Here is a 16,321-nt window from a genome sequence, read left to right as displayed (position 1 = left end):
AAAAAAATTAAACAAAACCAACCGCCCCCCGGGCCCCGCGCCGAGGGGGGTGGCCCAGGGGTGCCCTGCGCTCCTCGGCCCGTCGAGGGACGGTGCGGGAACTCGCTGCGCTCAGACACCCGCACCTCTTCGCCCTCGCCGGACCTGCGGTGCTCGGCTCGCTCAAGGCGGACTGGAAGGTCAAGATCAACGGCAAGGCATCCACGTATGGCGTGGATCCACTGGGTGCAGCCGTGGCCTTTGATCTGGGTCCGCCTTGAGCGAGCCGAGCATCGCAGGGGAATCAGGGGCGAAGAGGTGCCGATGTCTGAGCGCAGCGAGTTCGGCACCGTCCCCTGATTCACCGAGAAGCGCAGGGTACCGACGTGCGAAGCACGGCGGCTCGCGGTGTGGCGGCGGGTTTGTTTTGGTTACTTTTCTTTTCGCGCGAAAAGAAAAGTGACGCCCATGAACGATGAAGCGCCTTCAGCACGCACCACGCGCAGAACCTGCAACGGCGTTACTTCACCGGCACCGGAATATTGCAGAGATCGATATGCCCCGCCGGGCGCTTGTAGAAATCATCCACGCGATTGCGCCGCGCCTCCACCGTTTCGGCGAAGGTCTTCGAATCGGTACGCAGCACCTGGATCGGCGTGCGCTCGGCCGCAGGCACATCGCTGGCACGGCGGATCGACATGATCGGCGTACGCAGCTTCGGATCGGTGTAGAAACCCATCGGCGCCGGTCCGCGCGGGGTCGCGCTGAGCAGCTCCATGCCCTTCAACACGCGACCGACCAGGGTGATGTTGCGGTCCAGCTGGCGCGGCGACTGCCCGGTCACCACGTACAGTTCGGCGCCGATGCTGCTGTCTTCCTCGTTGCTGCGGCCGGCGCCGAGCATGCCGTAGCAGTGCGCCAGCCAGGCCTTGCCGGCCTGCGGGTCCTGGCCGACCGGGAAGCCGTCAACGAAGCCGGTCTGCGCCGCCCAGCCATCCCTGTCCGGCAACACGCTCACCTTCAGGCCGGCGCTGGTGCGTTCGAATTCGGCCGGCAGCTTGCGTGCGGCGCTGCCGAACGGCTTGGCCTTGGCCGCGTCATCGGCGTCGGCATCGCCGAACTGCACCACGAAGTTGTCCTGCGAACGGTAGATGCTGGTGCTGTCCCAGAAGTGCTCGTGGGCGAAGGTCTGGATGTTGGCGACATGGCGCGGGGCGAACTGCGGCGCCAGTTCGATGATCACCCGGCCGGCCGGCAGGTCCATGTACAGCAGGTTGGCCGGGTCCGGCGTGCGCCAGTCGTTGGCCGCCGACGCGTCGAGGATCTGCTGCGGGCTGCGGTAGGGCGTGGCCGCGCTGGCCAGCGCGGGAAGCAGGCAGGAAAGGGCGAGGGCGGTCAGGGCAAGGCGACGGCGGTGCGGCATGGGAACCCCGGAACATGAACGAAGCTTCGATTCTGCGCGAGCGTCCCGGCCACGCCAACCGGCACGATGACTAACGACACATTCGCTATACCGAACTTCGCACTACTGTGGACTTCAACGTAGTGGAGGGCCGGTCATGGTCGAAGACGATGTCCACCTGAAGAAGTTCCAGAAGGAGCTGAGCGCTGGAACGGTGTCGCTGGCCCTGCTGGCGGTGCTCGCCCGGGCCGGGCAGCCGCTGTACGGCTACCTGATTGCCAAGGAGCTGGAGCGGGTGGGCGAGGGCGTGCTGAGCGGCAAGCAGAGCGCGCTGTACCCGGTGCTGCGCAACCTGGAAGGGGCCGGCCTGCTGGAAAGCCATGTCGAGCCGTCCAGCAGCGGGCCGCCGCGGCGCTACTACCGCATCAATGAACGTGGCCGCGAGGTGCTGGCGCAATGGCGCCAGGCCTGGCAGGCCACCCGCGATTCCGTCGATTCCGTGTTGGAGGGGGTACCGCAATGAACGACCCGAGCCTGGCAGGCCGTGCCCTGCCGACCACCATTCCGCAGTACCTGGCGCAGCTGCGCGCGGCGCTGGAAGGCGCCGATCCGGCGATGGTGCAGGATGCCTTGTACGACGCCGAGGAATACCTGCGTTCGGAGCTGGCTGCACAGCCCGGCCGCAGCGAGGCCGAGGTGATCGCCGACGTCGCCGGCAGCTATGGCGCGCCGGACGAAGTGGCCGAGATCTACCGCGAGACCGAGGTGACGGTGAACCGCGCGCTGCGTACGCCGCGTGCGGATACCTCGCCGGTGTTGCGTGCGGCAGCCGAGGCCAGCGGCGTCGAGCCGGCCGCGCCGCCGCCGGCGCCGGTACAGCGCTCGCTGCTGGCACGTTTCTTCGGCGTGGTGGCGGATCCGCACACCTATGGCGCGTTGTTCTACATGCTGCTGTCGCTGGCCACCGGCATCTTCTTCTTCACCTGGGTGGTGACCGGCCTGTCGCTGTCGCTGGGCCTGCTGATCCTGATCGTCGGCATTCCGCTGACCGTGCTGTTCTTCGGCTCGGTGCGCGGGTTGGCATTGCTGGAAGGGCGGCTGGTGGAAGCACTGCTGGGCGAACGCATGCCACGCCGTCCACGCTACACCGACCGCAGCCGCACCTGGCTGCAGCGTATCGGCGACATGTTCACCGATGGCCGCACCTGGCTGACCCTGCTGTACTTCGTGCTGATGCTGCCGCTGGGCATCATCTACTTCACCATCGCGGTGACGCTGCTGTCGTTGTCGCTGGGCATGATCTGGGCACCGGTGGCGGCGATCTTCAGCGGCGACATCCCGGGCATCTATATCGACGGCGTGAATGTGCTGCCGATGGCGGCCTCGCCGCTGGTAGCGATCGTGGTTGCCGCCGTGGGTGCGCTGCTGCTGGTGCTGACCCTGCACCTGGCGCGCGGCATCGGCAAGCTGCACGGGTTGATCGCCAAGCACCTGCTGGTGCGGCTGTAACCGGGAATCCACGCTCTGGCAGGTGCCAACCTCGGTTGGCACGCTCCATCCGCCATCGACATACCTGGCGGGGTCGGCTTCGGTAGGTGCCAACCTTGGTTGGCGCACTCCATCAGATGCCAGGGTTTACGGTAGAGCGCCAACCAAGGTTGGCATCTACAAGGGCGTACCGACCCAGGTCGGCACCCACCATGGGCGAGTTACCCCGCCTTGCGGCGCAGCGGGGTGACGTTGCTCTTCTTCTTCGTGGCCTTCGCCGCCGGCGCCTCGGCATGCGCGGCGAAGAAGTCGCGCACCTTCGGGTACACCACTTCGCGCCAGCGGCGGCCGCTGAAGATGCCGTAGTGGCCGGCACCTTCGACGATGAAATGCTCGCGGCGGTCTGCGCTGATGCCGGTGCACAGTGCCTGTGCCGCTTCGGTCTGGCCGAGGCCGGCAATGTCGTCCAGCTCGCCTTCGATGCTCAGCAGCGCGGTATCGCGGATGGCCGACGGATCGACCTTCTCGCCATTGACCATCCACTCGCCACGCGGCAGCAGGAAGTCCTGGAACACCACGCGGATGGTATCCAGGTAGTACTTGGCCGGCATGTCCAGCACCGCGTTGTACTCGTCATAGAAACGACGGTGCGCATCGGCGTCTTCCAGGTCGCCCTTGACCAGGTCGGTGTAGAAATCCCAGTGCGAGCTGAAATGGCGGCTCGGGTTCATTGACAGGAAGCCGGCATGCTGCAGGAAGCCCGGATACACGCGGCGGCCGGCGCCGGGGTAGCTGGGCGGCACGGTGTGGATGACGTTGTTCTCGAACCACGACAGCGGGTTCTGCGTGGCCAGGTTGTTCACTGCAGTCGGGCTGCAGCGCGCATCGATCGGGCCGCCCATCATCACCAGCGTGCGCGGCGTCGGTTCGCCACGGCTGGCCATCAACGAAACCGCGGCCAGCACCGGCACGGTCGGCTGGCACACGCTCACCACATGCAGGCGCTCAACGCCGAGGTGGCGGATGAATTCCTGGATGTAGGCGATGTAGTCGTCCAGGCCGAACTCGCCTTCGCTGGACGGCACCATGCGCGCGTCGACCCAGTCGGTGACGTACACGCGGTGGTCGCGCAGCAGGGTGCGCACGGTATCGCGCAGCAGGGTAGCGTGGTGGCCGGACAGCGGCGCGACCACCAGCACGAACGGCTGGTTGAGCATGGTGTGCAGCTGGTCGGCTTCATTGCTGTGGCGCTTGAAGCGCAGCAGCTTGCAGAACGGCTTGCTCACTTCCTCATGCACGACGATCGGCACGCGCTCGCCATCGACGTCGATTTCGTTGATGCCCCACTCGGGCTTCTCGTAATCCTTGCCGATGCGATGGAACAACTCGTTGACCGCGGCCAGGCGATCGGCACCCGGCATCTGCGACCACCAGTGGCCCGGGTTGGCGAAGAACTTGGCGTTGGCCTGGGCCTGGTGCACCCAGGGGGCGAGCAGGTTGCGGGTCAGTTCGTGCAGTTGATAGAGCATGACGACCGAATATGTATGGTCATATGTTGCCGCGCAGCATATCCCATCCGGGTGTCCCGCAGGTTAAGTTGGCTGAAAATAATGAATCCGGATTCACATCCGTTCCAGCGCGGCCGTATCACCTGCCAGGGCGGGGCCGAGCCAGCAGTGCGACCCTACCGGCTGCAGGCCGTGGCGGGCCAGTTCGCGCCGGTACCAGCGCGCCGGGCGGGCCTGGAAGCCGTCGTGATCGCCTTCGAACGCGTCCTCGGCGGCGAAGGTCTCCAGGAAGGCCACGCCGCCAGTCAGCTCGGCCACGCCGGCCAGGCCGGCGCGCAGTTCGCGGTTGGGCACGTAGTGCATCACGTCCGAGCAGACCAGCAGGTCGAACGGGGCGCAGGGCCGCAACCAGGCGAAATCACCGAAGCGGGCCAGATGCAGGTTACGGGTGCGGCCGTAGCGGCGCACAGCGTACTCGCTGCTGTCGAAGCCGAGGTATTCGACCTTCGGACGCAGCTTCAGCAGCGGCGCGCGCCAGGCGCCTTCGCCGCAGCCGATGTCCAGCACGCTGCGGATCGGCCGCTCCAGGTAGTACTCGGCACTGGCCACGGCCAACGCGACCTTGCGTGCCAGGCGGGCGCTGCCGCCGATGTCGGCGCGGCGGTACCAGCGCTGGAAGTAGGCGGCGTCGTAGGTCTTGTCCATGGGGCGGTGCATGATCGGAGAAAACGGCGCCTATCGTACGGTGTTGCGGCGCGCCATGCGTCGATGTGTCGCGGCGGTGGCACGCGGGGTGGTCCGGCCACGGCATGCGAGAATGACCGCCCATCTACGCCAGCCGCCGGAGCAAGCGCATGCAGAGCTACTACTGGGTGAAGACCTTCCACATCGTGTTCGTGGTGGCGTGGATGGCGACGGTGTTCTACCTGCCGCGCATCCTGGTCAACCTGGCCGAAACCGCGGGCCAGCCGGCCGTGACCGAGCGCCTGCAGCTGATGGGCCTGCGCCTGTACCGCTTCGGCCATTCGATGTTCGGCCTGGCCTTCCTGCTGGGCCTGGTGCTGTGGCTGGGCTACAAGGTCATCCCTGATTTCCCGACCATGGTGGCGCCGGGCGGTGCCGGCTGGCTGCATGCCAAGCTGGGGCTGGTCGTGGTGCTGCTGGCGTATTTCATCTGGATCGGGCGCCTGCTGAAGGGCGTGGCCCAGGGCAGGGCGCTGCCGTCGTCGCGCGCACTGCGCTGGATCAACGAGATTCCGCTGCTGGCGTTCATTCCGATCGTGTGGCTGGTGCTGGCCAAGCCGTTCTGAGCAAGCCTTCCGTGCATCCACGCCATGCCTGGATACATCGCGCAGGCGCAACGAAAAAGAGCCGGGCATCTGCCCGGCTCTTTCGTTTCTGCAATCACACGGATGTTGCCGGCCAGCGGCCAGCGGCCGGCACTACCGGGCTTACGCGGCTTCGTACGCGCCGTAGCTGCGCAGGCGGGTGTAGCGCTGTTCCAGCAGCTGTTCGGTGGACAGCTTTTCCAGCGCCTCCAGTTCGTTCAGCAGCACCGCCTTCAGGCGCTTGGCCATCTGCATCGGGTTGCGGTGTGCGCCACCGGTCGGCTCGCGCACGACCTTGTCGACCAGGCCCAGGCTCTTCAGGCGCGGGGCGGTCAGGCCCAGCTGTTCGGCCGCGTCCTTGGCCTTGCCGGCGTCCTTCCACAGGATCGAAGCGCAGCCTTCCGGGGTGATGGTCGAATACACCGAGTACTCCAGCATCACGGTGCGGTCGCCCACGCCCAGCGCCAGCGCACCGCCGGAGCCGCCTTCACCGATCACGGTGCAGATGATCGGCACCTTCAGTTCAGCCATCTCGATCAGGTTGCGTGCGATCGCTTCGGACTGGCCGCGCGATTCGGCGTCGATGCCCGGCCAGGCGCCGGCGGTGTCGATCAAGGTCAGCACCGGCAGGCCGAAGCGTTCGGCCATCTTCATCAGGCGCAGCGCCTTGCGGTAGCCCTCCGGCTTGGGCATGCCGAAGTTGCGCTTGATCTTTTCCTTGGTGTCGCGGCCCTTCTGGTGGCCGATCACCATCACCGCGCGGCCGTTGATGCGGGCCAGGCCGCCCATGATCGCCTTGTCGTCGGCGAATGCACGGTCACCGGCCAGCTCCTGGAACTCATCGCAGATGATGCGCAGGTAGTCGGCGGTGTAAGGGCGCGAGGGGTGACGGGCCAGCTGCAGCACCTGCCACGAGGTCAGGTTGCGGAAGATCTGCGCGGTGCGCATGCGCAGCTTGTCCTGCAGCGCGTGCACTTCGGCCTCGACATTGACCGCCGGCCCGGCACTGGCGTTGCGCAGTTCCTGGATCTTGGCTTCCAGGTCGGCGATGGGTTGCTCGAAGTCGAGGTAGTTCGGATTCATCGGAAGCCGTCGTGTAAAGAAGAGGGGAATTCTAGCCGAATGCGTGCAAACCGCCCGTACGCCCTCGTCTGGAAGGCGACGGTAGCGCAGCCGGGCAGGGGGCGCCAGTCAGCTCAGGGCACGACCAGGGCGCTGTGCCCCATCAGCTGGCTGCGCTGCGAGACGAAGTCGTTGTAAGCCTCGTTGGCCTCCCGGCCCAGGCCGCTGCCGAGGCTGGCGGTGGCCGAAGTGAAGGCCATCTGTGCGGCGAAGTCCTGCTTGCGCAGGGCCTTCTGTTCATCGGCGGTGGTGGCCTTCAGCCAGCGCGCATAGACCTCGCGCAGGGGCGCGGCATGCGCTTCAAAGGCGGGCACCAGCGCGGGAAGGCTGGCCGGAGCCGGTTCCAGGCTGAATACCGGGGCCACGTAGCCGGCCGGCTGCTCGCGCTTGAACGCGCCGGGTTCGCCCATGCCTTCTTCCACGTAGGTGATGAAGTCGGGGGCGGTGAACACCTTTGCCACGATCTGGCCGCCGCTGGAGTCGACATGGGCCACCACCTTTTCCTTCGGGAATGGTTCGCGCACGCCGTAGGTCCAGGTCTTGTCGATGAACAGCGCGTGGCTCTTCTCGAACGGGCCTTCGAAGTCGATCCCGCCCAGCTCGATCCCCTTGTTGCCAACGCCGAAATTCTTCAGCTTGCTCTCGTCGGTGACATAGATCTCGCGGGCGATGACGTACTCGCTCAGGGTCGGGTTGATCAGGCCACCACGACCGTCGACGTAGACGATGAAGCGCACGTCACCGAGTTTCTCGCTGTGCAGGCGGTGCTCGCCCACGGCCAGCGAGATCGGGCGCGAACCGTGCGCGGCCACCGGCAGCTCCTTGCCGTCAATGCTCAGCGCCAGTGGCGTGGCGGTCGGATTGTCGATCTGGAACTCGATCTTCGACGGCGAACAGGCAGCCAGCGCCAGCGCGGCGGCAAACGCGAACAGGAGGGTCTTCATCGGCAATCGTCCTTGATATCTGGAACGGGAAAACAGGGGTGAAAGGAAAACCGGAGCGGCCGCCTCAGCTGGCCCACGGCGGGCTGTAGCGCACCTTCAGCGTGCGCACGGCCGGATCGGCGCGCAGCGCCTCCATCAGCTTGGAGTCGATGCGAACCGCGCTCTGCCCGGAGACATCAAGCATGCCGGCCACGCCGCCCTGCGGGCCCTTCAGCAGCAGGTCCAGGCGCAGCGGGGTGCGCCCCGGGCGATGGCGATCGAGCAGGGCATCGATGCGTTCCCAGACCGGGCGCTGCTGGCGCAGGTCCAGGCGCAGCGACAGCCGCGTGGCGTAGTTGGCGCAGACTTCGTCGAAGTCCCAGACCTGGCGGATGCGCAGCGCGAAGCCACCGTTGAACTCGTCCTCGCGCAGGCCGCCCTTGACCACCAGGATGCGGTCCTTGGTCATCAGGTGGCCGAACTCGGCCATCGCGTCGGAGAACGCACTGCACTCGACGCGGCCACGACCGTCCTCGAGCTGGATGAAGATCTGGCTTTCGCCCTTGCGGCGCACGCCGACCACCTGGCCGGCCAGCACCGTCTGCACTTCCGGGCGCCAGCGCTTTTCGCCGCCACCGCCACCGCCGCTGTTGGCGCTCCAGATCTTCTCCACCGAACCCAGGTCGTTGCCGACCAGGTCGCGCACATCGTCGCGCCACGGATCAAACGGGTGGCCGCTGAGGTAGAAGCCCAGCGTGTCGCGCTCGCCGTTCAGGCGCTGCAGCAACGGCCATTCCTCGGCCTGGGGCAGGTCCAGCTGGATCGTGGTTGCACTCGGGTCGGGGCCGCCGAACAGCGAGTTCTGGCCGGACGCGCGCTCGCGCGCCATCTGGTCGGTGGCCTTGATCACCTCCGGCAGCTGCAGCATCAGCGAGGCGCGGTTGTGGCCGAGCTCATCCAGCGCGCCGCAGTTGATCATCGCTTCCAGCGTGCGCCGGTTGAGCTTGGCCGAGCCAACGCGCGTGCAGAAGTCGAGCAGGTCCTTGTACTCGCCCCCCTTCAGGCGCTCGTCGACCACGGCTTCGCAGGCACCCTGGCCAACGCCCTTGATCGCGCCCAGGCCGTACTGGATGGTGTCCGGCGTCACCGCTTCGAACATGAAGGCCGACTGGTTCACCTTCGGCGGCAGCACGGTCAGGCCGAGGTTGCGCACCTCGTCAAGGAAGCCCACCACCTTGTCGGTGTTGTCCAGGTCCGAGGACAGCGTGGCCGCCATGAACTCGGCCGGGTAATGGCGCTTCAGCCACGCGGTCTGGTAGCTGACCAGCGCGTAGGCGGCGGCGTGCGACTTGTTGAAGCCGTAGCCGGCGAACTTCTCCATCAGGTCGAAGATCGCATCGGCCTTGGCCTCGTCCACGCCGTCCTTGGCCGCACCTTCGCGGAAGATCTCGCGGTGCTTGGCCATTTCCGCCGGCACCTTCTTGCCCATCGCGCGGCGCAGCAGGTCGGCCCCGCCCAGCGAGTAGCCGCCGACGATCTGCGCCATCTGCATCACCTGCTCCTGGTACACCATGATGCCGTAGGTGTCCTTCAGGATCGCTTCGGTGCGCGGATCGGGATAGATGATTTCTTCCTGGCCGTGCTTACGCGCGTTGAAGGAAGGAATCAGGTCCATCGGGCCGGGGCGGTACAGCGACACCAGCGCGATCAGGTCTTCGAAACGGTCGGGGCGCGCGTCCTTCAGCAGGCGGCGCATGCCCGAGGATTCGAACTGGAACACCGCGCCGGTATTGCCGTTGGCGAAGATGTCCTTGTAGGTGGGCGTGTCGTCCAGCGGGATCGCGGCGATGTCCACCGGCGGGATGCCGGCGCGCTCATGGCGCTTGTTGATCGCCTTCACCGCCCAGTCGATGATGGTCAGCGTGCGCAGGCCGAGGAAGTCGAACTTCACCAGGCCCACTTCTTCCACGTCGTTCTTGTCGAACTGGGTGACCGGGTTCTTGCCGAGCCCGTTCTCGTCATGTTCGGCATACAGCGGGCAGAACTCGCTCAGCGGCTCGGGACCGATCACCACGCCACCGGCATGCTTGCCGGCGTTGCGGGTGAGGTCTTCCAGCTGCAGCGCCAGGTCGATCAGGTCGCGGACATCGTCCTCGGTCTCGTAGCGCTGGATCAGTTCGGCCGAGGCCATTTCCGAGCTGGGGCCTTCCTTGCCCTTACCCAGCGCATCCTTCAGGTGGATGCCGAGGATGTTCGGAATCAGCTTGGAGACACCATCGACCAGGCCGTACGGGAAACCCAGCACGCGGCCGGAGTCGCGCACCACCGCCTTGGCGGCCATGGTGCCGTAGGTGATGATCTGGCTGACGCGTTCGCGCCCGTACTTGCGTGCGACGTAGTCGATCACCTCGTCGCGACGGTCCATGCAGAAGTCGATGTCGAAGTCGGGCATCGACACGCGTTCCGGATTGAGGAAGCGCTCGAACAGCAGGTTGTACGGCAGCGGGTCCAGATCGGTGATCTTCAGTGCCCACGCCACCAGCGAACCGGCACCCGAACCACGGCCGGGGCCGATCGGAATGCCCTGGTTCTTGCCCCACTGGATGAAGTCGGCCACGATCAGGAAGTAGCCCGGGAAGCCCATCTTGATGATGGTGTTGAGCTCGAACTCCAGGCGCTCGAAGTACTCTTCGCGGGTCTTGCCCGGCGCCAGCGGATTCTTCTCCAGGCGTTCTTCCAGGCCATCGCGCGACATCTTCTGGATCCAGGTGTCCAGGGTCTCGTCGTCGGGCACCGGGTAGTTGGGCAGGAAGTAGGTCCCCAGCCGCATCTCGATGTTGCAGCGCTCGGCCAGCGCCAGCGTGTTGTCGATCGCATCGGGGATGTCGGCGAACAGCGCGCACATCTCCTCGGCCGACTTCAGGTACTGCTGGTCGCTGTACTCGCGCGGGCGCTTGGGGTCGTCCAGCACGCGGCCGGTGGAGATGCACACGCGCGCTTCGTGCGCGCTGAAATCCGACGGTGACAGGAAGCGCACGTCATTGCTGGCCACCACCGGCAGGCCACGCTGGCCGGCGGCCATCAGCGCGAACTGGTTGAAGGTCTCCTCGCCTTCGCGGCCGGTACGGGTCAGTTCCAGGTGCAGGCCATCGCCGAACACGCGCTGCCAGTCGGCCAGCTGCTGCTCGGCCAGCTCATGCTTGCCGTCCAGCGCCAGCCGCCCGGCCAGGCTCTGCCGCCCGGCCAGCGCGAACAGGTTGGCGTTGCCGGCCTTCAGCCAGTCCGGGTGCACGGCCACGCCGCCTTCCGGGCGATGACCTTCCATCCAGGCGCGGGTCAGCAGCCGCGACAGGCTCAGGTAGCCCTCGCGGTCGCGGCACAGCAGGGTCATCCGCCACGGGTCCTGGCCTTCCTCGGCGATCAGCACGTCGGCGCCGGCGATCGGCTTGATGCCCACGCCTTCGGCGGCCTTGTAGAACTTGACCAGGGCGAACAGGTTGTTGAGGTCGGTCACCGCCAGCGCGGGCAGGCCGAGCTCGACCGAGCGCGACAGCAGGTTGGCCTGCTTGGCCTTCTTCGGGTCGGCCTGGTCCGGCTTGGCCGGCACACGGATGGTCGAGTCCGCCAGCGAGAACTCGGTGTGGACGTGGAGATGTACGAAGCGGGAGTTGGACATGCCGGGCCAGGTTGGAGCGCGCGGGCCCCGGGTGCCGACGGGGGGAATCGTCGCCGGGGTCGGGAAGCGCTGGAGTGCCCGGTCAGGGTAGCGAGGGCAGGGGGGCGCGACAAGCTCTTGACGGCACGCGATATCGCATTCGCGCTATCGCTTCCCACGGCTCGCAGGCGAACCGCGGGCCCCGTCTCACCATGCTTCCAGACCCCCGCGCCGTTACGCATGCCATCCATGGCATGCGCCCTTCGGGCCGTTGCACAGCAACGTTGGGAATCGCTCCTGCGATTCCCAGGGGCGCGGCCCCCTGGCTCAGGGGGACTCTTCCCCAGACGGATTGCAGCGGGCGTTCAGGCGATTCAGGCAATCGCGATGTCGGCCGACGCCTGCGGCGCTTCCAGGCATTCACGTACCGGGGCGAAGCTGCGACGGTGCTCGCCGCAGGGGCCGTGTTCACGCAGCGCGGCCAGGTGGGCCGGGGTGCCATAGCCCTTGTGCTGCTCGAAGCCGTACTGCGGGTGACGAGCGTGCACGTCCTGCATGTAGCGGTCGCGCGAGACCTTGGCCAGGATCGAGGCGGCCATGATCGCGCGGTCGATGCCATCGCCGCCGATCAGCGCCTGTGCCGGCAGTACCAGCCCCTTCGGCACCACGTTGCCATCGATGCGGGCGAAGCCGGCGACATGGGCCACGGCGGCGACCACCTCGCGCATGCCCTGCAGGGTGGCCTGGTAGATGTTCAGGCGGTCGATGGTGTCCACGTCGACCAGCACCACGTGCCAGGCCAGGGCCCGCTCGATGATGCGGTCATGCAGCTGCTCGCGGCGTGCGGCGGCGAGCTGCTTGGAATCATCCAGGCCGTTGATGCGTGGCCTTGCCGGGTCGAACACCACCGCCGCCACCGCGACCGGCCCCGCCAGCGGTCCACGGCCGGCCTCGTCGACGCCGGCGATCAACCGCTCCGGCTCGACCACGGCCGCGCCATCGAACAGGGCCAGGCTGGCCGTTGCCGCGTGGCGACGGCTCATGCAGCTGCCCGATCGCGCATCAACAGCTCGCCAACGGCGTCGGCGGCCCGTGCCGAGGCGTTGCGGCGCAGGCGTTCATGCAGGCGGGCATAGGTGCACTGCAGGTCGGCCGCGCGCTGCGGATGGTCGAACCACTGCTGGATGGCTGCCGCCAGCTTGTCCGGCGTGCAGTCGTGCTGCATCAGCTCCGGGGCCAGATCCTGGCCGGCCAGGATGTTGGGCAGCGCGAAACGGTCGACCTTGATCAGGCCCAGCGCCTTGACCAAGCGGTAGGTCAGCTCGTTGACGCGGTAGCCGACCACCATCGGGCGCTTGACCAGCATCGCCTCCAGCGTGGCGGTGCCCGACGCCAGCACGACCACATCGGCGGCGATCATCGCGTTGCGCGCCTGTCCGTCGAGTACATGCGAATAGGCCACCGGCAGCGCCGAGCGTGAGAGCTGTTCTTCGATCAGCTGCCTGCACGCCGGGTTGGCGGCCGGTACCACCACATGCAGGCCCGGGATGCGTTCGGAGACCTGCCAGGCGGCTTCGAAGAACGGTTCGCCCAGGCGCGAGATCTCGCCCAGTCGGCTGCCCGGCAGCACCGCCAGCACCTTGGCCGAGGTCGGCAGGCCAAGCGCGGCACGGGCTTCCTCGCGGTTGACCTGCAGTGGAATGTCGTCGGCCATCGGGTGCCCGACGAAACGCGCATCGATGCCATGCCTGGCATAGATCGGCGGCTCCATCGGGAACAGGCACAGCACCAGGTCGGCGCTGTTGCCGATCTTCTCGGCGCGCTTCTCGCGCCAGGCCCAGACCGAGGGGCTGACGTAGTGCACGGTCTGCACGCCGCGCTGCTTGAGCCAGCGCTCGATGCCAAGGTTGAAGTCGGGTGCGTCGATGCCGATGAACACGTCCGGCTGCCATTCCAGTGCGCGCTGGCGGAACGTGGAGCGCAGCTTCAGCAGGCGTGGCAGGTGGCGCAGTACTTCGGTCAGGCCCATCACCGCCAGCTCACTGGCATCGTGCCAGGTCTGGCAGCCGGCGCTGCGCATGGCGTCGCCACCAATGCCGGCGAATTCGGCGTTCGGGAACCGTGCTTTCAGTTCACGCACCAGGCCCGCACCCAGCAGATCGCCGGAGGCCTCGCCGGCCACCAGTGCAATCCGCAACGGTCGCTCGCTGAGCACCCGCTGCGCAGGAACGCTGCCAGCCATCGAGGCCAGCGCAATCACGGCGGCGCCGGCCGGCGCCTGGCCGGTCGTGCTGCTCATCGCAGCAAGGGCCTCTCGGCATGCTCGATGAAGTCCAGCATCGCCTTCACATCGTCGCTGTCACGCGCCTGTTCGGTCAGCTGCACCTTGGCCTCGGCCAGCGGCAGGCCGGCCACGTACAGGGTGCGGTAGGCACGCTTGATGGCCGAGATGCGCTCGGCATCGAAACCGCGGCGCTTCAGGCCTTCGCTGTTGATGCCGCGCGGGCGACCGAGCGAATCGGTGCCGACCATGGTGAACGGCGGCACGTCGCCATTGGTCAGCGCGCCCATGCCGAGGAAGGCATGCGCGCCGATGCGGCAGAACTGGTGGGCACCGGCGAAGCCGCTGATGATCACGTAGTCGCCCACGGTGACGTGGCCGGCCAGGGTCGTGTTGTTGGAGAACACGCAGAAGTTGCCGACATGGCAGTCGTGCGCCACGTGCGTGTAGGCCAGCATCCAGTTGTCGTTGCCGATGGTGGTCACGCCGCCGCCGCCGCCGGTGCCACGGTTGACGGTGACGAACTCACGGAACACGTTGCGGTCGCCGATCACCAGCTCGGTGCGCTCGCCGGCAAACTTCTTGTCCTGTGGCTCGCCACCGATGGCGGCGTGGCCGATGAAGCGGTTGTCGCGGCCGATCCGGGTCGGGCCATGGATGCTGCAATGGGGGCCGATCACCGTGCCGGCACCGATGTCCACATCGGCACCGATCAGGGTGAACGCGCCCACCTGTACGTCATCGGCCAGGCGCGCGGCCGGATCGATGACGGCGGTCGGGTGGATCCGGGGTACGTTGTCAGTCATTCCTGCCTCCAGTGATCAGCCCTTGGCGCCGGCGCACATGACTTCGGCCGAGGCAACGACTTCGCCGTTGACCTTGGCTTCGCCGTAGTACCAGCCCATGTTGCGGATCAGGCGCTTCATCTGCACATCCAGCATCAGCACGTCGCCGGGAACGACCTGCTTGTTGAAGCGGGCGTTTTCCACCTTGACCATGTAGAACAGCGTGGACTGCGAGTCACGGCCGAGCGTGAGCTGGGTCATCACGCCACCGGCCTGGGCCAGCGCTTCGATGATCAGCACACCGGGCATGATCGGGCGGCCCGGGAAGTGGCCCTGGAAGAAGGGCTCGTTGATGCTCACGTTCTTCTGCGCCAGGATGCGCTTGGCCTCGATGTCGAGCTCAAGCACCCGGTCGACCAGCAGGAACGGGTAACGGTGCGGGAGCAGTTCCTGGATCTGGCAGACGTCGATAGGAAGCTGCAGCGTGTCGTTCATTCTTTCTCCTTGCCAGCGGCCAGGACGCGGCGAGCCAATGCGTCCAGCTGCTTGAAGCGCGCGGCGTTCTTGCGCCACGTGCGGTTGTCGGTCAACGGGGTGCCGGACGAGTACTCGCCCGGCTCATGGATGGAATTGCGGACCACGGACTTGCCGGTGATCACGACCTTGTCGCAGATCTCGAGGTGGCCGACCACGCCGACGTGGCCGCCGAGCAGGCAGTAACGGCCGATCTTGGCGCTGCCAGCGATGCCGGTGCAGCCGGCGATGGCCGAGTGTGCGCCGATCTGCACGTTGTGGGCGATCTGCACCAGATTGTCCAGGCGGACGTCGTCGTCCAGCACGGTGTCTTCCAGCGCACCGCGGTCGACGCAGGTATTGGCGCCGATCTCGCAATCGTCGCCGATGCGCACGCCACCCAGCTGCGGCACCTTGATCCACTTGCCGGCGTCCATCGCCAGGCCGAAGCCATCGGCGCCGAGCACGGCGCCAGGATGCACGCGCACGCGCTTGCCGAGCCTGACCCGGGTGACCAGGGTGACCCGGGCGATCAGCTCGCAGCCGCTGTCGAGGCTGCAGTCTTCGCCGATCACGCTGCCGGTGCCGATGATGCAGTTCTCGCCGACCACGCTGCGCGCGCCGATGGAGACGAACGGGCCGATATGGGCGCTGGCTGCAACCTGGGCGCTGGGATCGATGACGGCGCTGGGGTGGATGCCCGGCGGCCGTGTCGGCGCGATGTCGAACAGCGCGGCGATCTTGGCAAAGGCCGTGTACGGGTCCTTGGCGACGAGCGCGGCGCCGGGGGCAGCCTCGGCGTCGTCGGCACGCAGCACCACCAGCGACGCTTGGCTGTCGGCCAGCTGGGCGCGGTAGCGCGGATTGGAGAGGAACGTCAGCTGGCCAGGACCGGCATGGGCGAGGGTGGCCACGCCATGGATGGCGGTGGCGGGGTCGCCATGGACCTGCAGGCCGAACTGCTCGGCGAGTTGCTGGGCGGTGTAGGTGGGAGTATTCACGGCGGGAGTTTAACGTGTGACGCCATTGCGGTCATGCAGGGGGGGCATACAGCCAAGGACAGGGCCCCTCGCGGCCGGCAGAGCCAGTCCCATGGGCTGGGTCGGACGGGGCAGGGCTGCGGGGGACGGCGCAAGTACGTCCATGTAGCCTTGGTCGCCGCATCCATGCGGCTCACACCCCCGCAGCCCCACCCCGTCCGACCTCCGGCGGCGTGGCGCGTGTGCCAGCCACGGAAAAACAGAAAAGATCAAAGCGCAAAAGCAGAGCGGGCGCTTCCGGCATCCGGACCAAACGAAAACGCCGGGCAGAGCCCGGCGCTTCGCACCCTGTCTGGC

General features: G+C 67.0%; 14 protein-coding genes. 3 read left to right on the top strand and 11 right to left on the bottom strand.

The window, feature by feature from the left end; translation table 11 throughout:
• Nucleotides 1-499 precede the first annotated feature (499 nt).
• The gene (locus O0J73_RS16425; protein WP_308309155.1) at nt 500-1,402 is read right to left on the bottom strand and encodes a peptidylprolyl isomerase; all 903 of its coding nucleotides are present in this window, start codon (nt 1,400-1,402) and stop codon (nt 500-502) included.
• Between the two features lie 136 nt (nt 1,403-1,538).
• Here O0J73_RS16425 and O0J73_RS16420 point away from each other — a divergent pair, with 136 nt between their 5' ends.
• Together O0J73_RS16420 and O0J73_RS16415 are read left to right on the top strand one after the other, a co-directional pair.
• A complete protein-coding gene (locus O0J73_RS16420) occupies nt 1,539-1,904 on the top strand; it encodes a PadR family transcriptional regulator (protein WP_049458153.1) in 366 nt (121 codons plus the stop codon).
• Nucleotides 1,901-2,890, top strand: coding sequence for a sensor domain-containing protein (locus O0J73_RS16415; RefSeq protein ID WP_197563098.1), 990 nt, complete (start codon nt 1,901-1,903; stop codon nt 2,888-2,890). The genes O0J73_RS16420 and O0J73_RS16415 overlap by 4 nt, the downstream gene beginning before the upstream one ends.
• A 200-nt stretch (nt 2,891-3,090) precedes the next feature.
• Here the strand turns inward: O0J73_RS16415 and phaZ are convergent, their stop codons facing one another.
• Together phaZ and O0J73_RS16405 are read right to left on the bottom strand one after the other, a co-directional pair.
• On the bottom strand, nt 3,091-4,398 hold the full coding sequence (gene phaZ, locus O0J73_RS16410; RefSeq protein WP_308309154.1) for a polyhydroxyalkanoate depolymerase: 1,308 nt from the start codon (nt 4,396-4,398) through the stop codon (nt 3,091-3,093).
• A gap of 93 nt (nt 4,399-4,491) precedes the next feature.
• Complete coding sequence (locus O0J73_RS16405; RefSeq protein WP_308309153.1) at nt 4,492-5,082, bottom strand: class I SAM-dependent methyltransferase; 591 nt, start codon at nt 5,080-5,082, stop codon at nt 4,492-4,494.
• A gap of 149 nt (nt 5,083-5,231) precedes the next feature.
• Here O0J73_RS16405 and O0J73_RS16400 point away from each other — a divergent pair, with 149 nt between their 5' ends.
• Nucleotides 5,232-5,687 carry a CopD family protein gene (locus O0J73_RS16400; protein ID WP_006426717.1) on the top strand — a complete coding sequence of 152 codons (456 nt, stop codon included), beginning with the start codon at nt 5,232-5,234 and terminating at the stop codon, nt 5,685-5,687.
• 141 nt (nt 5,688-5,828) lie between these two features.
• Here O0J73_RS16400 and O0J73_RS16395 read toward each other — a convergent pair whose 3' ends face one another.
• From O0J73_RS16395 to lpxD, 8 genes are all read right to left on the bottom strand, one after another.
• Nucleotides 5,829-6,788 (bottom strand): acetyl-CoA carboxylase carboxyltransferase subunit alpha, encoded by a 960-nt coding sequence (locus O0J73_RS16395; RefSeq protein ID WP_308309152.1) that lies wholly within the window; start codon nt 6,786-6,788, stop codon nt 5,829-5,831.
• Between the two features lie 113 nt (nt 6,789-6,901).
• Nucleotides 6,902-7,771: a hypothetical protein gene (locus tag O0J73_RS16390; protein WP_308309151.1), complete on the bottom strand. Its 870-nt coding sequence runs from the start codon at nt 7,769-7,771 to the stop codon at nt 6,902-6,904.
• Between the two features lie 64 nt (nt 7,772-7,835).
• Entirely contained in the window at nt 7,836-11,426 is a 3,591-nt protein-coding gene (gene dnaE, locus O0J73_RS16385) for a DNA polymerase III subunit alpha (RefSeq protein ID WP_197563090.1), read from the bottom strand.
• Between the two features lie 353 nt (nt 11,427-11,779).
• Nucleotides 11,780-12,448, bottom strand: a complete 669-nt coding sequence (locus O0J73_RS16380; protein ID WP_308309150.1) for a ribonuclease HII — start codon at nt 12,446-12,448, stop codon at nt 11,780-11,782.
• The gene (gene lpxB, locus O0J73_RS16375) at nt 12,445-13,647 is read right to left on the bottom strand and encodes a lipid-A-disaccharide synthase (RefSeq protein ID WP_308309156.1); all 1,203 of its coding nucleotides are present in this window, start codon (nt 13,645-13,647) and stop codon (nt 12,445-12,447) included. Before lpxB ends, O0J73_RS16380 begins: the two co-directional genes overlap by 4 nt.
• A 53-nt stretch (nt 13,648-13,700) precedes the next feature.
• Entirely contained in the window at nt 13,701-14,492 is a 792-nt protein-coding gene (gene lpxA, locus O0J73_RS16370) for an acyl-ACP--UDP-N-acetylglucosamine O-acyltransferase (RefSeq protein ID WP_308309149.1), read from the bottom strand.
• Between the two features lie 15 nt (nt 14,493-14,507).
• Complete coding sequence (gene fabZ / locus O0J73_RS16365; RefSeq protein ID WP_006426901.1) at nt 14,508-14,966, bottom strand: 3-hydroxyacyl-ACP dehydratase FabZ; 459 nt, start codon at nt 14,964-14,966, stop codon at nt 14,508-14,510.
• Entirely contained in the window at nt 14,963-15,985 is a 1,023-nt protein-coding gene (gene lpxD, locus O0J73_RS16360) for a UDP-3-O-(3-hydroxymyristoyl)glucosamine N-acyltransferase (protein WP_006426903.1), read from the bottom strand. The genes fabZ and lpxD overlap by 4 nt, the downstream gene beginning before the upstream one ends.
• Nucleotides 15,986-16,321: the final 336 nt, after the last annotated feature.

Origin of the sequence: Stenotrophomonas sp. Sm6012 (assembly GCF_030985895.1) — a bacterium.
Classification (GTDB): domain Bacteria; phylum Pseudomonadota; class Gammaproteobacteria; order Xanthomonadales; family Xanthomonadaceae; genus Stenotrophomonas; species Stenotrophomonas forensis.
Note: the sequence above shows the minus strand (reverse complement) of the source record. Positions and strands in the feature narration are given on the sequence as shown.